The sequence below is a fragment of the Oribacterium sp. KHPX15 genome, assembly GCF_900107835.1.
GTDB lineage: Bacteria > Bacillota > Clostridia > Lachnospirales > Lachnospiraceae > Oribacterium.
In genome coordinates this window covers 166,203-191,354 of record NZ_FNRG01000003.1, presented here as the reverse complement: position 1 = coordinate 191,354, position 25,152 = coordinate 166,203, and the positions used below count along the sequence as shown (strand labels likewise).

Sequence of the window (25,152 nt, the reverse complement as noted above, 5' to 3'; positions counted from 1 at the left end):
CCTACTTACTCTGTCTTGTTATACTTTCTTAGAACAGTCTTTACTTCAGGCATTGCCTCGAAAAATACTTCTATGCACTTTGGATCAAACTGGGTTCCGGCGCCCTCATTCAGTATTTCCAGGGCTTTATCCAAAGGAAATGCCGGTTTATAAACTCTTGGAGAGGTAAGTGCGTCAAACACATCGGCAACTGCCATGATGCGGGCAGAAAGAGGGATAACCTCTCCGTGAAGTCCCTCAGGATACCCTTTTCCGTCCCATCTTTCATGATGGTAAGCTGCCATATTACGGGCTTCCTTCAGATAGCTTTCACCCGAAACCGTACTTATGGCATCCTCGATTATCTTCTTTCCATGAATCGTATGGGTCTTCATGATCTCAAACTCTTCAGGAGTAAGCTTTCCGGGTTTGTTAAGCACACTGTCTGAAATATTGATCTTCCCTACATCATGAAGAGGTGCACTTCTCACAACATCCGACTTAAATTTAGGGGTTATCTTTTCCGCGTAATAACCTTTTTTCTCCAGACCTTCAACAATTATCTTCACATAAGCCGCTGTTTTCTGAATATGTGCACCTGTGTCGGAATCACGATTTTCCACCATGTTTGCCATGGTCATGATAAGCCCCTGCTGCATCTTTGCTGTGGACTCGTTAAGACGTCTCAGGCTTCTCATTTGTTCTGCCTGGTTCAGGGTCATATCGCAGATAGAGGTGTATAATTTTTCCACTTCGTCTCCGGTATAGATATCAAGTCTCCTGAGAGCTCTCACATTGTTATCCAGTGCTTTCTGGTCATATCCGGAATGTGAAAAGCTGTCCACACACTTTGCAAGACTGCTTATAGGGAAGGCATTGTAAATATCTGACATCCAGATAGCAAAAACCAGTATAACCAGGAAGAATCCTGCAAGAATAGTCATTACCTTGAGAAGGAACTTCTGCATATATATCGCCATGTAATCAAGACTTACATCGGCGCCCACATAGCAGGCACAATTACCCTCTTCATCTTTCACGGGGTAATAAACTGTCAGCAGCCATTTGCCTAGACTGTTGTTCTCTATAGGCTCAATCTCCTTTCCCTCAAGAAGGTCCGGCAGGTAAGGATAAAAAGCATCTTCAATGAGACTGAACTCACCGGGTTCATAAGTCTTTGCACCGTCGTCCGATTCCAGATCAAAGATGAATATCACGCCTCTTTCATCTATCTTCAGGGCATACAGATATTCTACCCCTATGGCATTTTTACGAATCTTATAAAGAAGCTCTTCCGTTTCATTGTAACCGTCAACGCTCCTGCCTCTTTTTATGTAGTCATTGACCTTACCGGGATCAATGACAGAGGCCGCGAAGACAACTGCATTTTTTGCATTCTCAGTTCTGTCATTTTTTTCGTTTTCATAGTAAATGCTTCCGCCTATCCATCCCATTACGGTACATAGTATGAAAGCTATACTTACGATAACGAGGGTCATCCTGGTTCTGGAGGATTTCTTCAGATCCTTTTCCCATTCTTTTATCTCAACAAGTTCTTCGTTAGTGAGGGGTCTCTGCCTCCATATTCCTGCAATGATGCTCCTCTTTTTTCCTTCAGGAATATAACGAAGAAGAAAGGATACAACAAAAACTGTTAATGCCTTATCCAGAATGTTGAAAAGTATATTGATGATCAAATAGGAAACAGCGAAGGAAGTATGCAGCGATCTTGAGAGAGTCTCAATGAATACATTCATGGAAAAACTCAGGGGTGACTCAAATACTCCAAGTCCCACCATAGTTCCCAGAATTCCCGAAAATGTGCCTGAGACAAGTGCAAACCGCAACGCATCAACCGGTTTTTGAAAGTCGTATTTTCTCAAAAACCAAACAGTGTACATGGCAACCAATACGTTTTCGAATGCAAAATACAGCATTCCGTTTTTTATAAAATTGCATATGATATTTGTTGCAAATGCCGTCAGGACTCCGGGGAATATTCCTCCAAGGGCAGCAACGCCTACGCTTCCGATGGTATCCATAAATATAGGAAGCTCAAGTTTTTCCACAATGAAAAACATGACCACATTTATGATCACACCAATGATCACAAGGATGGCACGTTCCCGGATATTCCGTTGTATTCTTTTAGAATTATATTCCATAATCCGTTGCTCCGTATATGTAAGACCATCAAGGGTACTTTTGCTTTAATGAGAAGCTCTGAATTTGACAGATTTTTCCTATTCTTTGTAATGCACAGACTTATAATATATTCGTCGGCAGAATTCTCAAAAAATATATAAATTTATAATAAAAAAAATCAGTTCAGCCTTTGTTTTGGCTGAACTGATTTCTATTTTTATCAGGATTTAAATCTGAGTGTCAGTTTCGCTGCATTGGCGGAAACTGTGTTTACGATGTTGTCAACGTCTGCCAGGGCCTCGCTCAGTTTTCTTCCACTCTTTACTTCTGCAACGATAATATTGGAAAGGATTTCTGTCATCATATTGCTGACGTCGTCAGGTCCGAAGGAGACTCTTCCATCCTTGTCAACATTAGCTCTCATCTGAAAAGCTCTGCCATGAGGAAACATGGCCGGCATAGGCTGCGGAGCCGACATAGCACTTAAACGATCTCTCAGGGTTTCCATGATTTGTTTTCCCAAAGGAGAGTTAATGTCTATCTCATGTATACCATTTATATCAATCGCGTCTCCAACATCCTGCTTAAGCTTTTGCGACTGCTTTTCAATCTCTGCTTTTGAATCATTGTATTTTTTGTCAAGCTGTTCTATATCACGGTTAAATTCCTGAAGTTTGTCATGGGTGCATTTAACAACTGTCTCAGCCAGTTTGTCATAGGTAGAAACGATGGAACCATCCTCTATACGCCCATCCACGTAGGCGACAAAATCCTCCATTACCTGAAATCTGTCATCCTGGGACCTGTCCAGAAGGATGAGGAGATCTTCATTACCCTTCCCCATATATGCAGAGTACACTCTGTCATCTGCATCATAAATATATAAAATATAATGATCTTCAAAACCATCTATTTTTTTCTTAATAGCATTCATACATGTGTCCTCCGTGGTCCTATTATACTAATCGGCAAAAAACAGTAAACAGATAATACCTCAGCCTATACAAAAAATCAAATGGTCAGGCCAATGTCACCTTCACCTTATGATCGTACCATTTTCCCTTTGTTCCAAGGAGGGCAAGGTCAAATTCCTCATCCAGTGCCTCAACCGGGATATCGAAACCATATACCTCTTCCTTTGTTCCGTCGGAGTAGGTTACTTCATCAGTAGTTGGTTCCAATGTCTTTGCACCGGCTTTTTCGGCATCTTTTGCTGTACCCGGGAAGAGCTTTACTATATTCTTTGAAGCAAGACTTACATGGATAGTCATCTTGCCGTCTTCCACAGTAAGTTTTCCGAGGTCGGCATTAGCTTCATTTACATGGAACATGCTGCTATCGGTGGTGAACTTGGCATCATACTCTCCGTCCTCAAGGGCAGTTACTTCTTCTGTGGTCCGCCCGGTTCCGGCTGATTTCTGTGAAGCTTTGATGGCAGCACCGGAATGTGCGGCATAAACTTCCTGAACTTCCTTTATGCTTCCGAGACCTGCAATCTGTGTGTCCACACTGTCAAATGCTTCGGTCGCAAGGAACATGCTCTTCCAGGAATCCTCTTCATCACCGGCCATGTCATTGTTTGCATGATCTCCTGCAACTACCATGAGAGGTCTGAGAATAACCTTCTTGTAGCCGGCATCCTTTATTTTTTCGATAACCGCTTCGCAGGCTGTATCCTCAGGCTCACCCTCTACAGTTCCGATGAAAACATTGGCATATCCAAGCTTTTTCATCTGTGCCTGCATCTGGCTGTAAGTCACCTTTGCTGTATGAGAGGTTCCGTGGCCCATAAATACGAAAGCTGTGCCGTCTTTTTCTGCATCCTTTATATCCTTGAAACCGGCAGTCTTAAGCGCTTCCTCTGTGATCGCCTCGGCTACGGACTCCTTGTCTTCATTTACTGTATCTGCATCTTTTCCTACCTGGCCAAGGAGAGGCTCAGCAACGGTAACACTCTCGAACATATCTTCATAATCTGCCAGCGTGTCGCAGAGCTCGTCATACTCCGCACCATGCATTAGATGTGTAGGCTGAACCACAAGATTCTTCACCTTATTTTGAACGGCACGCTCCAGCGCCTGCTCAACATTGTCGATCTTTTCCTCATCACGGGCCTGTATATGGTTAATGATGATCTGAGCGGTGAAAGCTCTTCTTACTGACCAGTCCGGGAATTCCTCTGCAAGGTACTTTTCGATACCGCCAATGTCTTCTGCTCTGCTGTTATTGAAGGATGTTCCGAAGCTCACCACCAGAAGCTCGTTTTCGCCAATGTCGTCGGCATTCAAAGGATCGTCCTTTGAGGCATCACCTGTATCTCTTCCGAAATAATCGGGATCTGCATGTTCACCTTCAACCATTTTCTTCTGCTCATCTGTAAGAGCATCCCAGGCTTCCTTTGCCTCCCTGCACTGCTCATCTGTGTCATCGTTTCTTTCCTGAACATAAATGGCGTCGATAAGTTCGGCAACATGATCAGCTTTTGCCTTATCATCTTCTTCGGAAGCTTCGCCTGATGCAGCGGTTGTCTCTTCTTTTGCTTCCTCTGTTGTTTCTTCAGCCTTTTCATTTTCCTGAGCCGTAGCCGCTTCTGTTGCTGCACCTGCTTCAGGTACACTTGTGCTTTCGCAGGCCGCCATCGTGACTGATGTAAGCACTGCGGCTAAAATCACTGCAAGTTTTCTCTTTTTCATAATTCCTCCCTTAAAAATACATTCTTGATGTAAATATTAAAAATCGACATCGAATCATTCCGCACGAAGCGCTCACATGGGATTGTCAGCTCATTTAAATTCTCTGTGCGATGGGATAAGGCTTATATATGGCAGTTCCTTTTGAACTGCCATAAATCCCGCATATCCTATTTATAACACGAATCTCATGGATTGCAACATTAGCTCAAACTGCTCATCCGTAATGTCATAAAGATCCTTGATAACAGAAGACTGTAATACTTCTTCCGGTTTCCCTGTCCTGCCAATGCCTTCTTCCTTTACGCATATGACCTTATCTGCAATAACTCTCGCAAGCTCAAATTCATGAAGAGACATGACTATAGTGATGTGTCTTTCGCTTCTCAGCTTTTTAAATATTTCTATCAGTTCCAGTTTATGTCGGATGTCGAGATATGACATAGGTTCATCCAGAATCAGTATCTCCGGCTCCTGGGCAAGAGCTCTTCCGATAAGTATCCTCTGCTTCTGCCCGTCGCTGAGCTTCCTGAAGAGTCTGTCAGCAAGCTCCTGAATTCCCAAGAGCTTTATGACATTGTCCACCACAGCGTGGTCACTTTCACTGAGTATCCCCATTTTACCTGTGTAAGGATATCTTCCGGTTTCGATAATGTCTCTGCCGGTCATATATTCCGGATCTATCCGCTCAGTCAAAAGCAGCGACAGAACTTTCGCAAGCTCCCCCTGATCATACCCGTCAAGCTCCCGTCCGTTCACATAAGCAACTCCGGAAACCGGCTGAAGCTGTCTTGAGACAGTCTTTAAAATAGTTGACTTTCCGGCTCCGTTTGGGCCTATCAGGGTGACTATCTCTCCTTTTCCGATGACGAAATCAATGTTCTCTATGATGGCATTACCCTCATACCCAACGGAAAGTTCGTTGAGCCTGATGATATCTTTCATAGTGGCATTACTGTCGTCCCCTACAGAAAGGCCGTAGGGATTGATGATATTTTTTTTTAGGATATCGCCATCATCCCTAACGGAAGGTCCGTTCGGTTTCAAGGCATCATTGGCCATTTCTTTGTCGGTATAATTTTCAGACCTTCCCATCCATCCTCCTGTCTATCAGCATAAAAATTACTATAGGAGCTCCAAAGATACTTGTAACCGTGCTTATGTTAAGCTCCGTAGGAGCAAAAGTACATCTCGCTATAAGATCGCACAACATGCAGAAAACCGCGCCGCACATAAATGATACCGGAATAAGCACCGTGGGCTCCGAGCTTTTAAGCATCTGTTTTGAAAGAAACGGAACTGCTATACCCACAAAAGAAATCGGTCCCGCAAAGGCGGTTACGCAGGCCGAAAGAACACTTGATAAAAGGATGATGACTATCCGGAAGACTTTGACATTGACACCCATGCTTTTTGCATAATTCTCTCCAAGCCGGAGCGCTCCTATGGGTTTTGATAAAAGAAAAGTGATGATGAGGGTAATGCCTATGACTGCGGCGGAGACACAAACCCCGTCCCAGCTCATACCGGAAAAACTGCCCATGGACCACCCTCTCAGATTTATGATGTCCTTATCCTCCGCAAAGGTCAGAAGGAAATCCGTTGCCGCGGAACAAATATAGCCTATCATGATTCCGGCCACCAGAAGTCCGGCTTTATGCCTGACGCTTCCGGAAACAAAGATAATGAATGCTGTTGACAGAAGTGCACCGGCAAAGGCTGAAAGAATCATGGAAAGCGATGAGCCGGATTTTGACATACTTACCCAGAAAATCATATTGAGGGCAACAGTGAATTTGGCCCCTGAGGATATGCCCAGCACAAAGGGTCCGGCTATAGGGTTTCCAAAAAAGGTCTGAAGCAGAAACCCGGATACCGCAAGAGCCCCTCCCAGAAGAGCGGCCATGATAACTCTCGGCAGCCTGATGATCAGGATGATCTTGGAGACATTGGTATCACCTGCGGTGCCTGTCAGGATCCCGAGGATGTCACTTACGGAAACCGGCACACTTCCTGTGATAATATTGAGTACAAATACGACAGAAAATGCCAGGACCAGAAAGATGCCGACCCAAAGATATCGATGTATTCTTTTTTGACCTATTGTATTCTTTTCATTCATTATTATATTATTTGCATATTACCAGAAAAGCCGCAGCTTCATCACTGCCGGTTAAAATAATGTTTATGTCCTTCGCAAATTCGGAAACCCTGTCCGTAGACTGATAGAATTTCCTGTCGATAAGGTAAACATTACCCTCTTTTACCGCTTTAAAATCCTTTAAAAGCGGAGATTTGTTCAGAAGGTCGTTGAGGGTTTTTACATCCGTATCAATGTTTGTGTTGTAGATGAGAAAATCTGCCCCGGAAGCTTTTGCGTAAAATTCTTCCATAGATATGCCGGTACTTCCGGACTCAATGGAATCAAAAACATTTATACCGCCGCCGTCTCTTATCATGGCAGAAACATAATCTTCTGAATCCCGGACTATAGCAAGTCCCCGGGTGTTGAAATGGAAAAAGGCAACGGTTTTATCCGTTTTTTTGAAGCCGGTATCGGCTCCTGACCGCACTACTTCATCCTCGAAGAAAGCTTCCGCCTTTTCCTCTTCATCCAGAAAAGCCCCGTACAAACGAATCCATTCTGTGCGACCAAGAGCACTTGTTTCATAGCTTGACCAGTCAGTAAAAACGGGAATGCTCAAAGTCTCAAGCTGCTCCTTCACATTAGGCTCATGAAGGATCATGGTTGATTCTATGGCAAGCTCACAGCCTCCCGTAATGAGGGTTTCATAATCCGGCGCACTGTACTTTCCCGCAAACTTCATCCTGCCTGATTCCAATGCTTCCTTCGGTGCCTCAATGCTCCATCCCGACACATCCGTACCGGTAAAGCTGACAGAGTCGATTTCCCCCAGGGCATCAAAAAGTGACATGGCACTTGTTGCAGCGAGATATATGTTACTGACCGGTTTTCTCAGAACTGTTGTGTTTTCCGGTAGTTTTTCCGGCACCTCAGCATCCCTCGGGAGTAGGAGAAACCTGCTTCCGTCTATGACTGAAATAAGCTTTATATCATTATCATAATAGTGAACCGCGAAACCCTTTGCATACTTAAGCTCCATAGAGTGATCATAATTTAATCCTTCTATAGCAGGTATTTCTTTTGCAAGGTCTAAGGACTTATCATTGATCTGTACTTTTACTTCGGCTCTTATATCCTCCGTATTACTTCCGATGCTTACTTCGCCACTCTCTTCGTGGTTGACCTTCGTTTCGGAGGTAACTGCACTGCTTCCCAGGGTTTTTCCTTCAGTACTGCTTCCCGGGTCATTTCCCGCCGCACTGCTTTTAGGGTTATTTCCTTCGGCACTAATATTATGGTTATTTGTCGCACCCGATATTTCATCGAGAGAAATGTATATCGTGTAGCTTATCTCGTGGGGTGAGGACATAGCCGTGGTGCAGCCTATGAGCGTCATCTCCTCATCCAGCTTCACAGGCACTTTGAAAGTCGATGATTTATCCGTATATTCTCCGGTGATCTTTGTATCATCAACACGGACATACTCATAATTCGGACTGGAAAACGATATTGAGGCCACAGCTTCTCCGTATGAAAGCTCAACCTCTTCACAGGTTATGGTCACCCTGCCGCTTCCTCCGGAATAATGAAATACCGAAGGAACATATGTGCCATCAGGCCTTGATTTTCCACAAGATATAAGAAAGAAAAATGCCAGTAGCAGAACCGGCAGAATTGTTTTACGGGTCATTTATTTCCTCAATCATAATGACTTCAAAACTTCAAGTACGCCATCTTCCCAATAAGGCTTTATTACCTCATCCGCAACAGCCTTAAGCTCATCTCTTGCATTACCGACAGCGTAGCTGTGTCCGGCATTCTTGAGCATTTCCATGTCATTGATATTATCCCCAAAGGCATAAGTATCCTCTTTACTGATACCGAGATACTCCTGAAGCCATTTTAATGCAGTCCCCTTGCTTGCATGCTTCTCCACACAATCCATCCAGGCACTGCCGGCTGATGCAATCTTCGCTTTATCCTTCCATTTTGGAGTAAAGCTTTCCCTGCATGCCTCCTCACAGTCAACTCCATGAAAAATCGAAAACTTAATAACCGGGTCCTTTATATCTTCGATATCCTTCATAGGAGTCATCTCAAACCCATAAGACTCAGTAAGCCAGTGATACATCTCACTATCCGGATCCAGTGCATATCCTGCAGCTCCTGTTGAAATAAAACCATCACACCCGGGAATCTTCATAGCATCCCTAAATAACCCCTTCCAGAGACTTTCTTCCATTGGAAAAGATTTGATGATTTTACCGTTCTTCCAGATGCTGGTTCCTCCATCGCAAATAAAATACAAATCATTTACAAGTGAACCTAAAAGCTTCGAAGCACTGGAGAACGACCTTCCGCTGGAAATCACCACCTGTATCCCCTTACCAAGCAGCTCCTTCACCACCTCACAGTACTCCGGATTGATATCAAAAGTCCCATCCTTCACCAAAGTTCCATCCACATCCGAAATCACAATTTTATTCATAAATTAAAAACCTCAAACTCTTTAAAGTTGCTCTTTACTGTACAGTTTTTTATTCTATATATTTTCGGGGCGACATGCAAGTTTCATTGATATGCAGAACAGTTCAGCCGGGGCATTCGCAGGCCTGCGCCGGCTGAACTGTTCCTCCCAATAAAAAAAAGACGGTCGCCCGTCAAGGTGATCGTCTTATCTGTCCAGCACCTGCAACTGCCAAAGATCCATGTCTTCCAAAGAAAACGTATTATGGGTCGGTGTAAATGCCGATGCAAGTTCTTTTGCGGTAACAGTGAAAATGTTTGCCATTCCCGTGACAAGAGTGATCATACCCTCCTCTTCATTGATAACGGCAGCATGTTTTCCGTCCGCAATGTTCTTGTAAATTCTAGTCTCGTTGATAACCATGAAATACCTCCTATATCAAGACTAATCAGTGAGTTAACATACAGATCCTGCCATTTGCTGCCGACACACATTTTAGACCCGTACAATTACTCACATAGTGCTGTAAATTTGTTACACAAAAATTTCTTTACTCTTTATTATATCGGCAAAAATTATTTTTACTATAACAAAAGATTATTTATTTTTACAAAATTTATAAAAAATAATAGTAGATATTCAAAAATATAATTTTATATATCTCTTCTTTGGTGTAAAATGTTTTTCAATTGCAGTTTCTTCAGATGATAAAAATTTATCATTCTGATGATCAGTGCAGTTCAAGCAGTATCTCGGATTTTTTTATTCGTTATACATGAAGGGGGAAAACAATGGAAAATTTCAAATCATTTCTGAAACGTAAGGATATCGAGATATCAGTGAAGCGCTATCTTATCGATGCTCTGGGTGCTATGGCACAGGGACTTTTTGCTTCACTTCTTATAGGAACTATCATAAACACGCTTGGTTCCCAGTTTCATATTCCGTTCCTGACCAGCACAGTGGCAACAATCGCAGGCACGGAATATACCGTAGGCGGACTTGCTTCCGCAATGAGTGGTCCGGCAATGGCTGTAGCCATCGGTTATGCACTTCATTGCCCGCCATTGGTTCTGTTTTCTCTCATTACAGTAGGCTTCGCTTCCAATGCCTTGGGCGGTGCAGGCGGACCTCTCGCGGTACTCTTTGTAGCAATCTTCGCAGCAGAAGCCGGTAAAGCCATCTCAAAGGAGACAAAGATAGATATTCTTATAACTCCGCTCCTGACCATCGGCGTAGGCATTTTCCTCTCAGCCCTGTGGGCTCCTGCACTTGGAAAGGCAGCCATGAAAACCGGAACTCTTATAATGTGGGCTACCGCTCAGCAGCCTTTCATAATGGGAATACTTGTGTCTGTCATCGTGGGCATAGCATTAACACTTCCCATTTCTTCCGCAGCCATATGTGCGGCTTTAAGCCTCACCGGACTTGCCGGCGGTGCTGCAGTTGCAGGCTGCTGTGCACAGATGGTAGGCTTTGCATTTATGAGTTTTAAAGAAAACGGCGTGGGCGGACTCGTATCCCAGGGCATAGGAACCTCCATGCTCCAGATGGGAAACATAGTTAAGAATCCCCGCATATGGATTGCTCCCATACTCTGCTCCGCCATCACAGGACCTCTCGCAACATGCGTTTTTAAAATGCAGATGAACGGAACTCCTATTTCATCCGGTATGGGAACCTGCGGATTCGTCGGTCAGATCGGTGTTTATACAGGCTGGCTCAATGACATTCAGGCCGGTACAAAGGCTGCCATCACAGCAAATGACTGGATCGCTTTATTCCTGATATGCTTCATCCTTCCCGCAGTTTTGTGTCCGGTATTCAATATGTTCTTTACAAAGCTCGGCTGGGTAAAACCCGGAGACATGAAGCTTTGATAATTTGAACAGTTGAAACTATTCTCCACTACTCATCCATAAACCGCCGGTCTGCAAGGCAGATATTTTCCTTTAGACGGCACTGTAATACTTAAAAGTTCGAGGTGTTTTGCCTCGAACTTTTTTATTAAGCAACTACATTTAAACCTTTCGTTATGGTATCATTAAATCAGATAAGGATATTTGGAACGGGTAAAAATCAAATAAGAAATATTATGAAAATTTCATAAAGGAAGGGTTGTGGAATGGGTATAAACAAACGTGATTTTGGAAAAGGAGCCATAAGTGGCTATGGCATCCAGCTTAATGATCTCAGCTGCGGAAATGTTATCAGCTTCATAACAAAGCATAGAGGAGTTATTCAGAGTCTCTATCCTGAAACTGAAATGGATGATATGCTTGGTTGTCTCTATCATGATAACAAAATAAGCGCCAATGATTATGAGTCAGTTCTTTTTGATCATGGCATGGATTTTTTTCCTTACATGGTTGGTTTAGTTCTCAATATAGATCATGGCACAACAGGTTTTCTCGGGTTCGTGGGAGAAGAAGCTTTCGGCGACTGCCTCCTGTGGATGCCTCAATATCCCTGGGAAATGACGGATTACGACAAAAATCTCACAAAAGAAGAATTGGATGAGATATTTGCAAAGCTTCTGGATGAGCTGGGCATCAAGGAATGCCCCAGATATCTGTCATTATACTACGATGACTATCCTGAAGATTTCAAATTGTAAATCAAAGCCGCGTATCTTGCGAGATTGATAAGAGTGGACATATGAGAAGGAGAGGTTTTTCCTCTCTTTTTTTATCACAAAAGTTGCCGGTCTGCAAATGATGACCGGCAACTCAAAGAGAACTATCAAAATCTCTGTTATTTGATTTTTAATTGTAAATGTGTGTATGTCTTCTGTCATGTTTTGTATAGTATATAGCCTTATTTTTATACATCATGTCATCAGCCTTCTTTATACACCACTTAAGTTCTGAAGCATTACTGCACCACTCGAATCCGACAGAGATGTTCGGTGCTTTTTCACCGTTAAGTTCATTTAAAATCTGCTCGTTTTTTTCTTTGAAAATATATTCATCAATAGAAGGTATCAGAACAGCAAACTCATCGCCTCCGGTTCGATAAACATATTGTCTTCCATAAATCTCTGCAAGAAAATCTGCGGTATTCTTAATAAAACTGTCACCCATCATATGACCGCCGTTATCATTTACTTCCTTGAGGCCATTTAGATCCGCAATGACAATCCCCACAGAAACCTCCTTCTCCATAAGGTCCTCTTCCTTATCGATAAAGGCATTTCTGTTATTGACTTTGGTGAGAGCATCGTAATTGATCAGCTGTTCATAGTCATGATTTGAAATATAAGCTCCTATAAAGAATGAAATAGTTTCAAACAGTCTCTTGATATCTATTTCTTTTATTGGTTTACAATTTATCGCACATAAATAACCTGTGAGCTCAGCACGACTGTAAAAAGGAAATGCATAGAACTGCTCTATCGTCTGAGACTTGAAGCCCTCATATATCTCCTCGCCCACAGCCTTAACTTTTTCTATGTCATTTATAAATATATAAGTTTTATTTCTGGCAAATTTCCTCCATAGTTTATCAACGACTTCGTAAGGAATACCTTCCTCTACCTTGTCATCCTCCAACATAATATCTTCACCATAACACTCATATGCATTATTCAGAATACTTTCATTCTTTTTCATGATGAACAGGTGGTCAGCATTAACAACATGCTGAACTCTGTAAAAAACATCCTTCATAGCCTCATGGAATCTTTTATCGCCGTTCAGAACCTTGGCAACACTTACGATAACATCATCCGTGATGGTATTTTGGGCAATCTGCTCCTTCCTGGAAGTTTTCTCGTCCAGGACATTCAGAGCCACGGAGCAGCAACCGGGAATGGAGGATGGCATGATAGTAAATTCAGCCCATTTCCCCAAAGAGTCTATGAACATTTTTTCCTTCACTATCTTGTTGTTGACCATAGCCTGATATGGTATCTCGATCCACTTTTTTTCAGATTCCGGATAAAGCTGGAGATAAGTCTTACCCACAATATCCTCGGGACTCTTTCCCGCTTCGTCTGCATACCTCCGGTTGATGAATACATATTTCATATCCACAACCTTGCTTTTATCCTCATTCATAACAGGACGGTATATAGCAAAAGGCACAGGAACATCCTCATATGAATCCGGCATGATCATCCCGTATCTCTTTTCAAAGCTGGAGACATCCAAGCCAACCAGAAACATATTGTAATCATCATAGGATGAAATAAGCACTACAGAGAACTTGAATTGGCATCCTGTAGAATCAAAGGTGATATATTCAGTCTCTTTACTCTCAATTGCCTTATATGCTGTATCCAGCAGATCCAGTCCATATGGGAATTCATCTATTTCTGTATGGTCTACAACATTGGCCCTGAGTTCCTCCAACAGGCTCTTTTCATATTGCTGATATACAACATTGGAGAATAACTTTTTAAACCTGTTTCTGTTAAGACCAACCAATGCCATAGCCTGGCTGCTAATGATATCAACCAGACCTATCTTGTCATAGAATTCAGAGATAGCCTTGTTTTCGGAAGGAATATTGATATCAGCCAGATGCTGATAAAAAACATTCATGGACTGAGGTTCACTGTAATAGTATCCCTGAACCTTTTCACAGCCTGTGCTCTTAAGAAAACGGAGTTGTTCATCGGTTTCAACTCCCTCAGCAACGGTATGTATACCCAGCTCCTTAGCCATTTTAATGGTTGATATAATAATGGTTCTGGCTTTTTTACCTGTACTGTGGAGAAGCTCCATATCTATCTTCAGTTCATCAAAATCGTAATCCTTGATGACATTCAGAGAAGAATAGCCTGTTCCATAATCATCTATGGTAACCTTGATGCCTTCCTTGTGGAAACGCTCAATTGCATCCTTCATATGCTCTGTACTGTCGATGAATACTTTCTCAGATACTTCCACATTTATAAGATGATGATCAAGGTTTCTTTCATTCAAAGAATCAACTATCATCTTCACCGGATCAGTAGCATCAAAATCCGATTTTGAGATATTAACAGAAACAGGAACAACCTCCTTACCTGCATCAAGCTGATTTCTCAAGCTGTCAGCCACCTTTGAAACGATATACTCATCAACCTTATAGGAAAGACCGTTATTTTCCAGGGCACCGATAAATCTAAGGGGCAGAATAACTCCCTTTACAGGATCGGTCCAACGGGCCAATGCTTCAACACCCGCAACTCTTCCGGAAAGGGTTCTGATGATGGGTTGATAATAAACTTCAATATTGCCGGAGGCTATTGCTGAATCAACATTATCAAGAATATAGCCCTCAAGGGCATCGGTTTTGTCAAAGCCCGGCTTATAGACACAGTAAAACCTGTCGGGATCATTTCTTATATGGTCACAGGCAATCTTTGCAAGATCACAATCGATCATAACAGCAATATCGTCTGCGCTCATATTATAGATTCCGGCATTTAAACGGATGAGCTCTCCGTTTTGCAAAGAGTGTACTGCAGCATTCAGTTTTTCAAGTTTTTCAATAAGTCCAAAGGTTTCTGAACAGAATATATATTTATCTACAGAAAGACGTGAAATATGTTCATCTTTGAAAAAGTCATGGACAACCGAAAAAGCATCCTCCAGATGCCTGTTTTCGTCTTTTGTCCCATAACTTTTTGTGGAAGGATCGAAAATATCAAAATCAAAATAAACCAAAGAGTGCTTTGGATAATCAAAATCAGTCTTTATCTCTCCAAGTATCTCATCTGCATATCCCAATACATCACCCACAACGGATAATGGAGTAAAACCATACCAACCTGTTTTCATGTTTCCGTCTTCAATGACACTATAACTTCTCATAACTAAATCCTTATAAAACCCACAAGAAACAATTACATCAAGCTCTCAAACAATAAATAGATTTTAGAATCAGGTTAAGAAAAGCTAATTTCGGAAACCCATGACACTAAAAAATATTTCCATATCCAAGCTTATATATCGACACTTTTACAGAAAATATATCCGAAACTGTAATATTTTTTGTGTAAAAAACAAAAATATGGTAGTATTTCTTTATCAAATATCGGATTTTATGGTTCTGTTTTTTTATGCATTAAAATGCAGAATATCAACGCAAAAATATGGTTAAACTTAACGATTATTTATTCAACGGCTATACTGTTCTTGAAATACTGCATAACTACAGCGCTGATCTGAAAAAAGATGCACTCCTGACCCGGAATCAGCTTGATATCGCTCATTGTAACTTTTTACTTGAGTTATCGGAAATCCTTGAACATAATGAATTCCTTACGTCTGAATCCCAGCGTATTCAGGACTTCTACATATATTTGTCCGAAAAGTATCCTTTCCTGTCTTTTAATCTGAAAGGTCGTATCAAGTCTATATTAAGAGCAGAAAAGAAATTCAACGGATATATAGTGAAGTTTATATATGATTATTTTCTGGAACATAATGAATATCCGCCTATTTCGGCACTTAAGGCAAAGGTAAACAATTTCAGGGATCTGATAGCCTACAGGATAGTTATATCTCTTCCCGCCAGCAACCGCTCGGAAGGACAGGATCTCGAGACAGAAGAACTGAAATATCTGTATGAAATGGCCAACGTTTTGCCGGAATTTCTTGAAGAGCGTGGTTTCACCGCAGAGCTTGCCGCTTTGAAGCAACACAACACTTCACCTTTACTGTCAACCGCTGTTCAGCCCTATTACAGGGACTATATAGCTAATCCACGTTCATCAGGCTACCGTTCCTTGCATATCACCTTTTATGACAGAATTTCCAGAAACTTTACGGAGGTTCAGTTAAGAACAAAGGATATGGATGATTACGCTGAGATAGGAACGGCAAACCATTATTTTTACGAGAAAAAGCAGGAGAATCCTCTGGTTCAGAGAAACACCATTCCTGTGGGTGAAAATCTTTACTTTGACGAAGCTTACAACCGTATCATTGAGCTCAGAAACTTAGACTTATCGAAGGTTAATGTCAACATGTTCAGCGCACTGGATAACAGGACGATGAATGACGGCTGCGGCCTGTATAAAGGAAGGCTCATACTTCCATATGAACATCTTGCAAAAATCCGGGGACCACTATGATATGGTTCCCGGATTTTTTTATTCTAAAAAAGATTATGATTTAAGCTCTCGTACATTACATGATTCCACAGATTTTTAACGGAAATAGCCGACTATATCTTTATAAGATACTACTGTTATTTATGCTCAGAATGATGTTTCCTTTTTGCTTCATACATCTTTTTATCGGCATTAAAGAGGAACTCATCTATATCAAACTTGCCTTCACTTGAGGCTCCGTCTGAAACGATCATTCCCACACTTATGGTTACGCCTAAATAATCCTTATTATCTTTTCTGAAAAGAGATCTTACTTTTTCCTGGAGAAGCTTCTCTTTCTTCGTATATTCATTCTTCTCCATTTTCCTGAGGAGAACCACAGCGTATTCGTCTCCTCCCAGTCTTGAGGCGATACCGTCAGCATATATATCTTTGATGAAATCGGCAGTTTTCTTCAGAACTTCATCTCCGCGGGTATGTCCAAAGGTGTCATTAACAGTCTTGAAAAAGTCCAGATCCATATATAAAAGTGTCATCTCATTGGCCGAATGCTCTTTTATATAATCATAAAAATATCTTCTGTTATATAAGCCGGTAAGGGCGTCTGTATTGGCCATACGAATGATGTGTTTTTCATATACTTTCTCATCCGTAACGTCACGGAAGAAGCAGAAATAACCCGAGGTATTTCCGAAATAATCACGTATACGCTTTTCATTCACCACATAATAGTGCTTTCTGCCGCCAATTTTTATAGAAGCCTCATACCTGACAGTCTCATCTGTTTCTTCGATGATAGCTGTTGTTCTCAGATGTGTATCCTTCCATTTTTCATATTCAAACAACTCCGGAACCACCATATCCCCGATAAAAGAATTCCCAAACAATCCATTCATTCTGACTGTTTTTCTGTCTGTTGAGAGAATAAGTATCGGTATAGGTATATTTTCAACAAGCAGAGATAATTCAAGTCCCATATTGTTGAAATTCGTTATATCACGTCCTATGCCCGTGGTTCCGCTGATATCTCCGAATCTGTCATAGATAGGAGACTTATATACTTTAAAAAGCTTAAGCCCCTCCACCTTTTTCACAGGCTCTTCAAACTCGCAGGTTCGTCCCGCTTTAATTACCTGCTCCTCAGAATCCTGGCAGGCAAGCCCTTCCTCAATGGGAACTCCCCAGATATAGCTATGATCTCTTCCGCGGCAGTCATCTTTGGTTTTATTGACTGCCTCACAGAAGGCATCATTAACTCTCCAGTGGAGTCCATTCATATCCTTAAACCAGATCATATCCGGAACACTATCGTTCATGGTGGTCAGGATATTTTCATATAACCAGGCATCGTAAACTGACTTGATACTGCGCAGTACCCTGTCAAAGCGCACCTTCCTTATTTCATCATCCTCATTTTCCGGCCATATATCGTAGATTTTTCCTGTCAGAAAGAGTTCCTTCACATCCTCAGAATCTCCTATATAAACAGGATAAAGCTTAATGTCTTCGCCAAAAGGAAGTCCGGCGAGGAAATCCGTTTCATCAGTCACCACCATAACATCACATTTACGTGGGCAGTCCCCGGGATGCTCCGGATTGATTATTTTCACAGTAAAATCAGACGCATAATCATTGTCTGCGCCCTTGCTCACTACAGGTTTATATTTATCAAAGCATTCAGTACTTTTATCTCCTGAAAGTCGGATCACCAGCGATATATTCAAGTGCATGTACATTTCCTCCGGCCTATGGTTTAAAACTGTTTACTGATTTTCTTACAGAATATTATTAAAGATTTGAAGTCATTATACACCATATCCGGTAGCAGAACATTTTAATATTTCGTAAAGTCATATTTATTAATTATCTAAGGTATTACACCACACAAAAAAGAGTACCCTATTCTCATAAAGTACTCTTTAAATATCGTTTCATGATATTACTATATTCTTTGATTTAAACCATTTACGCTTCTAAAATAGTCTGACTCACCAATGATTACTGCTGAAAATCATCCTGCGCAGCATAATCATCATTATACTGAGGCTCCATAGGCGCTACAGGAGCCTGTGATGGTGAAGACTGCATAGCGTTATTGAGCTCTCTTCGATTGCTTACTACAACACTGTAGGTCTTCTGCATGCTATCCTGAATAGCCTGGAATCTCTGATGCTGCTCAGAAATAGAATTACTCATAAGAGCTTCTATTGAAGCAAGAATAGAATCTGTATATGAAATAGCACTGGCCTTCACACTGTTTGCCTCTGCTGTTGCATTGGCAAGGATCTGATCGGCCTGTGCCTGTGCCTGCTGAACAAGCTCATTGGCCTTGTTGTATGCCTGCTGCATGATCTCATTCTCTGAAACCATCTCCTCAGTCTGCTGCTTGGCATCCAGGATCATTGCTTCTGCCTGACTCTTTGCGTCAGCAAGAATAGCATCCTGCTGTGAAATGATCTTCTGATATTTCTTTATCTCATCAGGTACTCTGAGTCTGAGCTCAACCAGAAGCTCCTCCATCTCCTCTTTATTTACAAGAATCTTTGTATTTGAAAGCGGCTGAAATTTGCAACCGTCAATGTACTCTTCAATCTCGCCAATTAACTGTTCTATTCTGCTCATATATCTATTCCACCCTTATATTATTTTTTATATTTTTCTTTGATTTTTTTCTCTACATAGTCCGGTACGAATTCATGAATCATTCCGCCGTAGCTGGCAATCTCTTTTACCATACTGGAACTCAGATAAGAATACTTAAGATTTGTAGTTAAGAAAATAGTATCAATATCAGGCGCAATGACCTTATTGGTCTGTGCAAGCTGAAGTTCATACTCAAAATCAGTTACTGCACGAAGCCCTCTGACCATAACTGAAGCTCCGCAATCCCTTGCAAAGTTTACAGTGAGGCCATCAAATGATCTTACCTCGACATTACCATAATCCCGAGTCAAATCCTCAATCATTTTAACACGTTCATCCATCGAAAACAACGGAGTTTTCGAGCTGTTGACGAGAACTCCGACTATCAGCTTATCAACCATCTTCGAAGCTCTTTCTATAATGTCAAGATGACCATATGTAATCGGATCAAAGGAACCCGGATAAACACCCACTATCATATCTTTTCTTCTTTCTCGGTATATATTTATAGCACGTAAACTTATCGCTTGTAAACAGCAACATTTTCCAAACTATTGAAGTTTTTTAAAGAAAACATGTTTATTTGTTTTATATGTTTTCTCTTTTTGCAGCTCATAGCCCATTTTTGCTATGTCCTCTGTTATATCATCATTGATATCTGCTTCTATAACAAAAAGGGTATTGTCATCAACATAATCCGCATCATGCATGAGTTCCATGGCTTTTCTCTCAAATCCCTTATTATAAGGAGGATCCATGAAAACAACTCCAAAATGATATCCTTTTCCATTCAGCCGGTTTAAAGCTGACATATAATCCGAAGCCATCACCAGAGATCTGTCCTCGAAGCGGCAGTGCTCAATGTTTTCCTGTATGCATGCAACCGCCTTTGGATTGTTTTCAACAAATACCGCTCTCCTTGAACCTCTGGACAAAGCCTCAATACCTATTCCTCCGGATCCGGAAAAAAGATCAAGGAAATCAATCCCGGGAACCTCAAACTGAAGCATATTAAAAAGGGTTTCCTTGATACGATCCGTTGTAGGGCGTGTGTCCATTGAATCTATGGTTTTAAGTAAAAGTCTTCTTGCAGTTCCTGCAATAACTCTCATATATTAACTCCATTCTGTGTGCAACTGTCTTTGCCGTTAATAGTCGCAATATACAGCTCAACACGGTTATTCTTCTTATCTGTTACATCATCGCGAAATGATTCTACATTAAGAATGAATTATTTACAACTGAGGAAATACTTATCTGTGAACTTTATTTTAATTAAAGCACATAGCTTTCTTCCAGAAACATATCAAGTTCCTGTCTAAGTTCCAGGTTTTCAGGATTGGAAAGTCCCGGATCTGTTTTAAATACATAAACTGCATCTTCCGATGCTTTCTGCAGAAGTACCTTATCCTGATATATGTCTGCAACACTGAAATCCAGGGCACCTGACTGTCTGATACCGAAGATGTCTCCGGGGCCTCTCAGTCTCAGATCCTCCTCTGCTATATGGAAACCGTCATTGGAGGACGCAAGTATGGAAAGTCTTTCCTTTGACTTTTTCGAATTCTCTGTATCCACAAAAATACAAAAGCTTTGATGGGAGGATCTTCCAACACGACCTCTGAGCTGGTGAAGCTGTGCAAGTCCGAATCGTTCTGCATTCTCAACCATCATAACTGTAGCATTTGGCACATCCACGCCAACCTCAACAACTGTGGTTGATACAAGAATGTCGATTTCCTTTTTGAGGAACCGCTCCATTATGTCATCCTTTTCTTTGGGTTTCATTTTTCCATGAAGCTTTTCTATCTTTATTTCCTTAGGGAAAATCTTCCGGATCTTCGAAACATAGTCGGTAACATTTTCAAGGTCAAGAATATCATTCTCTTCAACCATAGGACAAATGATATAGGCCTGCCGTCCCTTCTTTATCTCATCGTATATAAATTTATAGGCTTTCTGACGATAGCCTTCGTTAACAACAGCATTCTTAATGGGGAGCCTGTTGGAAGGAAGCTCCTTTATCTGGCTGACCTGCATGTCCGCATACATAAGCATTGCAAGAGTACGCGGGATGGGGGTCGCTGACATTACCAGCACATGGGGATTTCTTCCCTTTTCGTTCAACGTCTTTCTCTGGTTGACTCCGAATCTGTGCTGCTCATCCGTAACCACCAGAGCCAGATCTTTATAAGTAACTTTTTCCTGAAACAATGCATGTGTACCGATGATTATATCTGCTTTATGATTCTCAATCTCCTCATAGATCTCCCGCCGCTCTTTCGCTTTAAGAGAACCCGTGACCAGTACTGTTTTAAGGTTCAGGTCATTTTCTTCCAGAAGCTTTTTCATTTTGTCATAATGCTGACCTGCCAGGATTTCTGTGGGGGCCATAATAGCTGCCTGATAACCGTTCAATGCGGTCTCAAGACAGGCTGCGAAGGAAACTATAGTCTTTCCGGAACCCACATCCCCCTGAAGAAGCCGGTTCATGATCATTCCTGATGAGAGATCATTCCTGATGATTTCAATGGCTTCGGACTGACCCTTTGTTAGAGAAAAAGGAAGATTTTTTAAAAAATCATCTACACGTTTATCCGGAGTAAGCTTAAAGAAGGATTTCAGATCTTCCGTATTCTGTTTCTTCTTCACAAGAGCCAAAGAAAATAAAAAGAGTTCATTATATGCAAGACGGCCTCTGGCCTTTTCAAAGTCCTCTATATTTTCAGGAAAATGAACATGTGCCACAGCATCCTTCATTTCCATGAGTTGTCTGTTGTATCTTATGGCAACAGGTACAAAATCTTCTTTATATTCAGCCACCTCTATGGCCTGACTGACTGCTTTAACTATGGAGGCATTGGACAATCCCTTCACCTGGCTGTACACAGGTTCCAGGGTGTCAACCTTTTTCTCATAAGCTTCAGGAGAAAAGATTTTGGGCTGATTCATGGTTTTCTGACCATTGTAACTGCCAACCTTTCCCATGAAAACAAACATTGAACCGGCTTTCAGGGTAGTCCGGAGAAAGGGTGCATTGAACCAGGTTATCCTGAGTCGTCCGGAAATATCCTTTAGATACACACTGGTCATAAGGAGCCCGTGAACTCTGACTACAACCGCATCTTTTTCCAGCATGCCTGTCACCGCCTGTACTTCACCCTCCTGAAGATTTCCGATGGGGACAGGTTTATGAAAGCTCACATATGTATTGGGAAAAAAATACAGCAAGTCATTAACTGAATATATTCCGAGCTTATTATATAGTTTTTCTGTTTTCGGACCTATGCCCTTAAGATCTTTTAGTTCCATACTTTCTATATAGGTATTTCCTTAGCCTTAACTGTAGGATTTCAGTGTACCTGGTTTAGATCATTACATATTCCACAGCCTTAGAGTGAACTTAAAATCGCTCCCGAGTAATCTCAGGAGCGAAAATATTGATCACATTGGCTGAAGCAGTGATAGTGTCGGCAAATCCAAACTACACATCTTCAAGATATTAATGCCTATTCTACTGAAAGGAAGTAGTAGTATATCGGCTGGCCGCCAAACTGAAGCTCTGTCTCCAGGGACGGGTACTTCTTACGGATGACTCCGGCAAGCTTTTCTGCATCTTCCTCTTTTACATCAAGTCCGTAATAAATGGTAATAATCTCAGACTCGCTGTTTACCATCTTTGAAACTGCTTCCTCCACAGCTTTTCCTATATCCTTCTGGACAGAAAGAAGTCCTTCATCACCCAGAGCCATGATATCGTTTTCCTCTATTGCATGGCCGTCTATCGTAGTATTACGGACAGCATAGGTGATCTCAGCAGAACTTACATATTCTGAAGCATCCTTCATGGCTTCAAAGTTTTCATCTGCGGTCATATCCGGACTGAAGCTTATCATAGCGGATATTCCCTGAGGAATGGTTTTTGTAGGAACAACCATGATGGTTTTGTCCTCAACAATTGCCTTAGCCTGATTTGCTGCAAGAATAATGTTTTTATTGTTAGGTAAAACGAAAACGGTCTTGGCATTAACCTTCTCACAGGCGTTTATAATGTCTTCAGTTGAAGGGTTCATGGTCTGTCCGCCTTCGATAACGTAGTCAACACCGACTCCCTTAAAGATTTCTGTAAGACCGGCACCTGCAGATACCGATATGAATCCGAAATCCTTCATCGGTTCATTGCTTACAGCCTCCGCTTTATCATCCTTCTTTGAAGGGGCTTCCTCTGCGGCGATCTTTGACGCATCCTTAATGAGCACTTCGTTGTGCTCAAGTCTCATATTGTCAACCTTCATCTTTGAAAGGTATCCCATGCTGAGACCCTTCTCAAAGGCATCACCCGGGTGGTTTGTATGTACATGAACCTTAATGACATTTTCATCAGAGAAGCAAACGATAGAGTCACCTACACCGTTCAGCCAGTCTCTGAGACCATCAACCTCTTCATCTGTAAATTCATGGTCTCCGTTAACCATAAACTCTGTACAATAGCCGAATTTAATCTCAGCTGTTGAAATGTCCCCTCTGGATTTTCTTTCACTTACAGGCGCTGCAGCAGGGTTTACATCAAGTTCAAGATCCTTAACATTTATGTCAAGCTTCTCACCCTTTACGATGGAAAGTGCACCCTTTACCACAGTCATAAGTCCCTGTCCGCCGGAATCAACAACACCTGCTTCTTTCAGTACCGGAAGCATCTCCGGAGTTTTGGCAAGAACTTCATCTCCATAAGCTATTACATCTGAAAGCATCTTGACGATATCTTCTTCTGATACAGATACTTCTGTGATACGATCAGCCATTCCCTTGGCCACGGTAAGAATCGTACCTTCTTTAGGCTTCATTACCGCCTTATAAGCAGTCTCAACCGCACGGTTAAAGGCTCTTGCAAGAGTAAGACCATCAATATAACCTGACTCAGAATTCTCACGTATCTCTTTTGTGAAACCTCTGATGAGCTGGCTTAATATAACGCCTGAATTTCCTCTTGCACCACGGAGTGAACCGCTGGCCATAGCCTTTGCTACGTTCTCAATGGTCGGATCTGTAATGGCAGCCACTTCCTTTGCAGCTGACATGATGGTCATGGTCATATTGGTTCCGGTATCACCGTCCGGAACAGGAAATACGTTGAGCTCGTTGATGTATTCCTTATTAACATTTAGATTATTTGCGGCTGCAAGAAAAGCATCCTGTAACTTTTTCGCATCAATCTGATTACCCACAGGTAATTCCTCCTTTAAAACCGGTACATTAATCAATTACTCTTACGCCTTCTACGTAAATCTTTACATTCTTTACCTTCATACCGGTATACTCTTCAACTTTGTATCTTACGTTTTCGATAAGGTTGTCGGCTACAGCCTGGATGCTGACACCATAAGAAACGACGACATGAAAGTCCAAAAGGATTTCATTATCCTCAATCCTTACCATGATGCCCTTTGTAATACTCTCTCTCTTAAGAAGCTTTACAAGACCGCCGGACTGATATGACACTTTAGCCATACCAACGATTCCAAAACACTCTATCGCGGTAGTTCCTGCATAGGTAGCAATAACATCAGGATTGATTTGAATTTCACCCAGCTTGGATGCAATTGTTCCTTTCATAAAGTACCTCCAGAAATATCTTATTTGATATAAATAAAACGCTTCAGTTAAAATCACACATTAACATGCTGCACATCCTTTGATACTGACTTTTAGATGTACCCATGTTTTTTGATTATAACATATATATCATAACCATGCACTCTTACTTTGGTTCTGTAACCACAAGGGAGCACTCTTGCATGAAAAAAGGGTATTACGAAAATGCTCTCGTAATACCCTATCATACATCAACTAGACGATCCTGAATCAAGCGTTTGCTTCAACAGTCTTAGATGTACCGATTGCACGCTGAACCTTGCCAGATCTTAAGCAGGAAGTACATACATACATCTTCTTTGTACCGCCATTTACCATAACTCTGACTGACTTAACGTTAGCCTTCCAGATCTTGTTTGATCTTCTATGTGAATGGCTTACCTTATTTCCGAAGTGAACTGCCTTCTCACAAACTGCGCATTTTGCCATGGTTGCACCTCCCTTT

Annotated in this window: 20 protein-coding genes; 3 read left to right on the top strand and 17 right to left on the bottom strand. The window is 41.6% G+C overall.

The annotated features are described in order from the left end of the window. Window positions 1–5: 5 nt before the first annotated feature. From BLV86_RS03470 to BLV86_RS03435, 8 genes are all read right to left on the bottom strand, one after another. Entirely contained in the window at window positions 6–2,144 is a 2,139-nt protein-coding gene (locus BLV86_RS03470) for an HD domain-containing phosphohydrolase (RefSeq protein ID WP_090815134.1), read from the bottom strand. 200 nt (window positions 2,145–2,344) lie between these two features. Continuing rightward, complete coding sequence (locus BLV86_RS03465) at window positions 2,345–3,058, bottom strand: hypothetical protein (protein WP_090815133.1); 714 nt, start codon at window positions 3,056–3,058, stop codon at window positions 2,345–2,347. Between the two features lie 85 nt (window positions 3,059–3,143). Beyond that, complete coding sequence (locus BLV86_RS03460; RefSeq protein WP_090815132.1) at window positions 3,144–4,817, bottom strand: sirohydrochlorin cobaltochelatase; 1,674 nt, start codon at window positions 4,815–4,817, stop codon at window positions 3,144–3,146. A gap of 171 nt (window positions 4,818–4,988) precedes the next feature. Further along, complete coding sequence (locus BLV86_RS03455) at window positions 4,989–5,909, bottom strand: ABC transporter ATP-binding protein (protein ID WP_090815131.1); 921 nt, start codon at window positions 5,907–5,909, stop codon at window positions 4,989–4,991. After that, window positions 5,896–6,936 (bottom strand): FecCD family ABC transporter permease, encoded by a 1,041-nt coding sequence (locus BLV86_RS03450; RefSeq protein WP_090815130.1) that lies wholly within the window; start codon window positions 6,934–6,936, stop codon window positions 5,896–5,898. The genes BLV86_RS03455 and BLV86_RS03450 overlap by 14 nt, the downstream gene beginning before the upstream one ends. A 7-nt stretch (window positions 6,937–6,943) precedes the next feature. Continuing rightward, window positions 6,944–8,590 (bottom strand): ABC transporter substrate-binding protein, encoded by a 1,647-nt coding sequence (locus BLV86_RS03445; protein ID WP_090815129.1) that lies wholly within the window; start codon window positions 8,588–8,590, stop codon window positions 6,944–6,946. Window positions 8,591–8,602: 12 nt separating this feature from the next. Beyond that, entirely contained in the window at window positions 8,603–9,388 is a 786-nt protein-coding gene (locus BLV86_RS03440) for a Cof-type HAD-IIB family hydrolase (RefSeq protein ID WP_090815128.1), read from the bottom strand. Between the two features lie 186 nt (window positions 9,389–9,574). Then, complete coding sequence (locus BLV86_RS03435; protein ID WP_031555939.1) at window positions 9,575–9,790, bottom strand: hypothetical protein; 216 nt, start codon at window positions 9,788–9,790, stop codon at window positions 9,575–9,577. Window positions 9,791–10,158: 368 nt separating this feature from the next. On the opposite strand from BLV86_RS03435, the gene BLV86_RS03430 reads away from it, so the two are divergent. Both BLV86_RS03430 and BLV86_RS03425 read left to right on the top strand, forming a co-directional pair. After that, window positions 10,159–11,247, top strand: coding sequence for a PTS sugar transporter subunit IIC (locus tag BLV86_RS03430; protein WP_031555935.1), 1,089 nt, complete (start codon window positions 10,159–10,161; stop codon window positions 11,245–11,247). Window positions 11,248–11,492: 245 nt separating this feature from the next. Beyond that, entirely contained in the window at window positions 11,493–11,984 is a 492-nt protein-coding gene (locus BLV86_RS03425) for a hypothetical protein (RefSeq protein ID WP_090815127.1), read from the top strand. A gap of 148 nt (window positions 11,985–12,132) precedes the next feature. Here BLV86_RS03425 and BLV86_RS03420 read toward each other — a convergent pair whose 3' ends face one another. Next, a complete protein-coding gene (locus BLV86_RS03420) occupies window positions 12,133–15,168 on the bottom strand; it encodes a bifunctional diguanylate cyclase/phosphodiesterase (RefSeq protein WP_090815126.1) in 3,036 nt (1,011 codons plus the stop codon). Window positions 15,169–15,449: 281 nt separating this feature from the next. Here BLV86_RS03420 and BLV86_RS03415 point away from each other — a divergent pair, with 281 nt between their 5' ends. After that, complete coding sequence (locus BLV86_RS03415) at window positions 15,450–16,433, top strand: nucleotidyltransferase family protein (protein WP_090815125.1); 984 nt, start codon at window positions 15,450–15,452, stop codon at window positions 16,431–16,433. Between the two features lie 116 nt (window positions 16,434–16,549). Here the strand turns inward: BLV86_RS03415 and BLV86_RS03410 are convergent, their stop codons facing one another. From BLV86_RS03410 to rpmB, 8 genes are all read right to left on the bottom strand, one after another. Further along, window positions 16,550–18,142, bottom strand: coding sequence for a sensor domain-containing diguanylate cyclase (locus tag BLV86_RS03410; protein WP_175456431.1), 1,593 nt, complete (start codon window positions 18,140–18,142; stop codon window positions 16,550–16,552). A 268-nt stretch (window positions 18,143–18,410) separates the two neighbouring features. Continuing rightward, complete coding sequence (locus BLV86_RS03405) at window positions 18,411–19,034, bottom strand: vacuolar family H+-ATPase subunit H (protein WP_242873223.1); 624 nt, start codon at window positions 19,032–19,034, stop codon at window positions 18,411–18,413. 20 nt (window positions 19,035–19,054) lie between these two features. Further along, window positions 19,055–19,534: a pantetheine-phosphate adenylyltransferase gene (gene coaD / locus BLV86_RS03400; RefSeq protein ID WP_031547368.1), complete on the bottom strand. Its 480-nt coding sequence runs from the start codon at window positions 19,532–19,534 to the stop codon at window positions 19,055–19,057. A 72-nt stretch (window positions 19,535–19,606) separates the two neighbouring features. Further along, window positions 19,607–20,167, bottom strand: a complete 561-nt coding sequence (rsmD, locus tag BLV86_RS03395; protein WP_031547370.1) for a 16S rRNA (guanine(966)-N(2))-methyltransferase RsmD — start codon at window positions 20,165–20,167, stop codon at window positions 19,607–19,609. 163 nt (window positions 20,168–20,330) lie between these two features. Next, entirely contained in the window at window positions 20,331–22,367 is a 2,037-nt protein-coding gene (recG, locus tag BLV86_RS03390) for an ATP-dependent DNA helicase RecG (protein WP_090815123.1), read from the bottom strand. Between the two features lie 197 nt (window positions 22,368–22,564). Continuing rightward, window positions 22,565–24,280, bottom strand: a complete 1,716-nt coding sequence (locus BLV86_RS03385) for a DAK2 domain-containing protein (RefSeq protein WP_090815122.1) — start codon at window positions 24,278–24,280, stop codon at window positions 22,565–22,567. Window positions 24,281–24,308: 28 nt separating this feature from the next. Next, a complete protein-coding gene (locus tag BLV86_RS03380) occupies window positions 24,309–24,668 on the bottom strand; it encodes an Asp23/Gls24 family envelope stress response protein (RefSeq protein ID WP_031547376.1) in 360 nt (119 codons plus the stop codon). Window positions 24,669–24,917: 249 nt separating this feature from the next. Beyond that, window positions 24,918–25,136 (bottom strand): 50S ribosomal protein L28, encoded by a 219-nt coding sequence (gene rpmB / locus BLV86_RS03375; protein WP_029201014.1) that lies wholly within the window; start codon window positions 25,134–25,136, stop codon window positions 24,918–24,920. Window positions 25,137–25,152 lie beyond the last annotated feature (16 nt).

Bases quoted from the DNA above. Each gene is read 5' to 3' on its own strand.
- BLV86_RS03470 (WP_090815134.1), bottom strand. From the start codon at position 2,144: ATGGAATATAATTCTAAAAGAATACAACGGAATATCCGGGAACGTGCC.
- BLV86_RS03465 (WP_090815133.1), bottom strand. From the start codon at position 3,058: ATGAATGCTATTAAGAAAAAAATAGATGGTTTTGAAGATCATTATATT.
- BLV86_RS03460 (WP_090815132.1), bottom strand. From the start codon at position 4,817: ATGAAAAAGAGAAAACTTGCAGTGATTTTAGCCGCAGTGCTTACATCA.
- BLV86_RS03455 (WP_090815131.1), bottom strand. From the start codon at position 5,909: ATGGGAAGGTCTGAAAATTATACCGACAAAGAAATGGCCAATGATGCC.
- BLV86_RS03450 (WP_090815130.1), bottom strand. From the start codon at position 6,936: ATGAATGAAAAGAATACAATAGGTCAAAAAAGAATACATCGATATCTT.
- BLV86_RS03445 (WP_090815129.1), bottom strand. From the start codon at position 8,590: ATGACCCGTAAAACAATTCTGCCGGTTCTGCTACTGGCATTTTTCTTT.
- BLV86_RS03440 (WP_090815128.1), bottom strand. From the start codon at position 9,388: ATGAATAAAATTGTGATTTCGGATGTGGATGGAACTTTGGTGAAGGAT.
- BLV86_RS03435 (WP_031555939.1), bottom strand. From the start codon at position 9,790: ATGGTTATCAACGAGACTAGAATTTACAAGAACATTGCGGACGGAAAA.
- BLV86_RS03430 (WP_031555935.1), top strand. From the start codon at position 10,159: ATGGAAAATTTCAAATCATTTCTGAAACGTAAGGATATCGAGATATCA.
- BLV86_RS03425 (WP_090815127.1), top strand. From the start codon at position 11,493: ATGGGTATAAACAAACGTGATTTTGGAAAAGGAGCCATAAGTGGCTAT.
- BLV86_RS03420 (WP_090815126.1), bottom strand. From the start codon at position 15,168: ATGAGAAGTTATAGTGTCATTGAAGACGGAAACATGAAAACAGGTTGG.
- BLV86_RS03415 (WP_090815125.1), top strand. From the start codon at position 15,450: ATGGTTAAACTTAACGATTATTTATTCAACGGCTATACTGTTCTTGAA.
- BLV86_RS03410 (WP_175456431.1), bottom strand. From the start codon at position 18,142: ATGCACTTGAATATATCGCTGGTGATCCGACTTTCAGGAGATAAAAGT.
- BLV86_RS03405 (WP_242873223.1), bottom strand. From the start codon at position 19,034: ATGAGCAGAATAGAACAGTTAATTGGCGAGATTGAAGAGTACATTGAC.
- coaD (WP_031547368.1), bottom strand. From the start codon at position 19,534: ATGATAGTGGGTGTTTATCCGGGTTCCTTTGATCCGATTACATATGGT.
- rsmD (WP_031547370.1), bottom strand. From the start codon at position 20,167: ATGAGAGTTATTGCAGGAACTGCAAGAAGACTTTTACTTAAAACCATA.
- recG (WP_090815123.1), bottom strand. From the start codon at position 22,367: ATGGAACTAAAAGATCTTAAGGGCATAGGTCCGAAAACAGAAAAACTA.
- BLV86_RS03380 (WP_031547376.1), bottom strand. From the start codon at position 24,668: ATGAAAGGAACAATTGCATCCAAGCTGGGTGAAATTCAAATCAATCCT.
- rpmB (WP_029201014.1), bottom strand. From the start codon at position 25,136: ATGGCAAAATGCGCAGTTTGTGAGAAGGCAGTTCACTTCGGAAATAAG.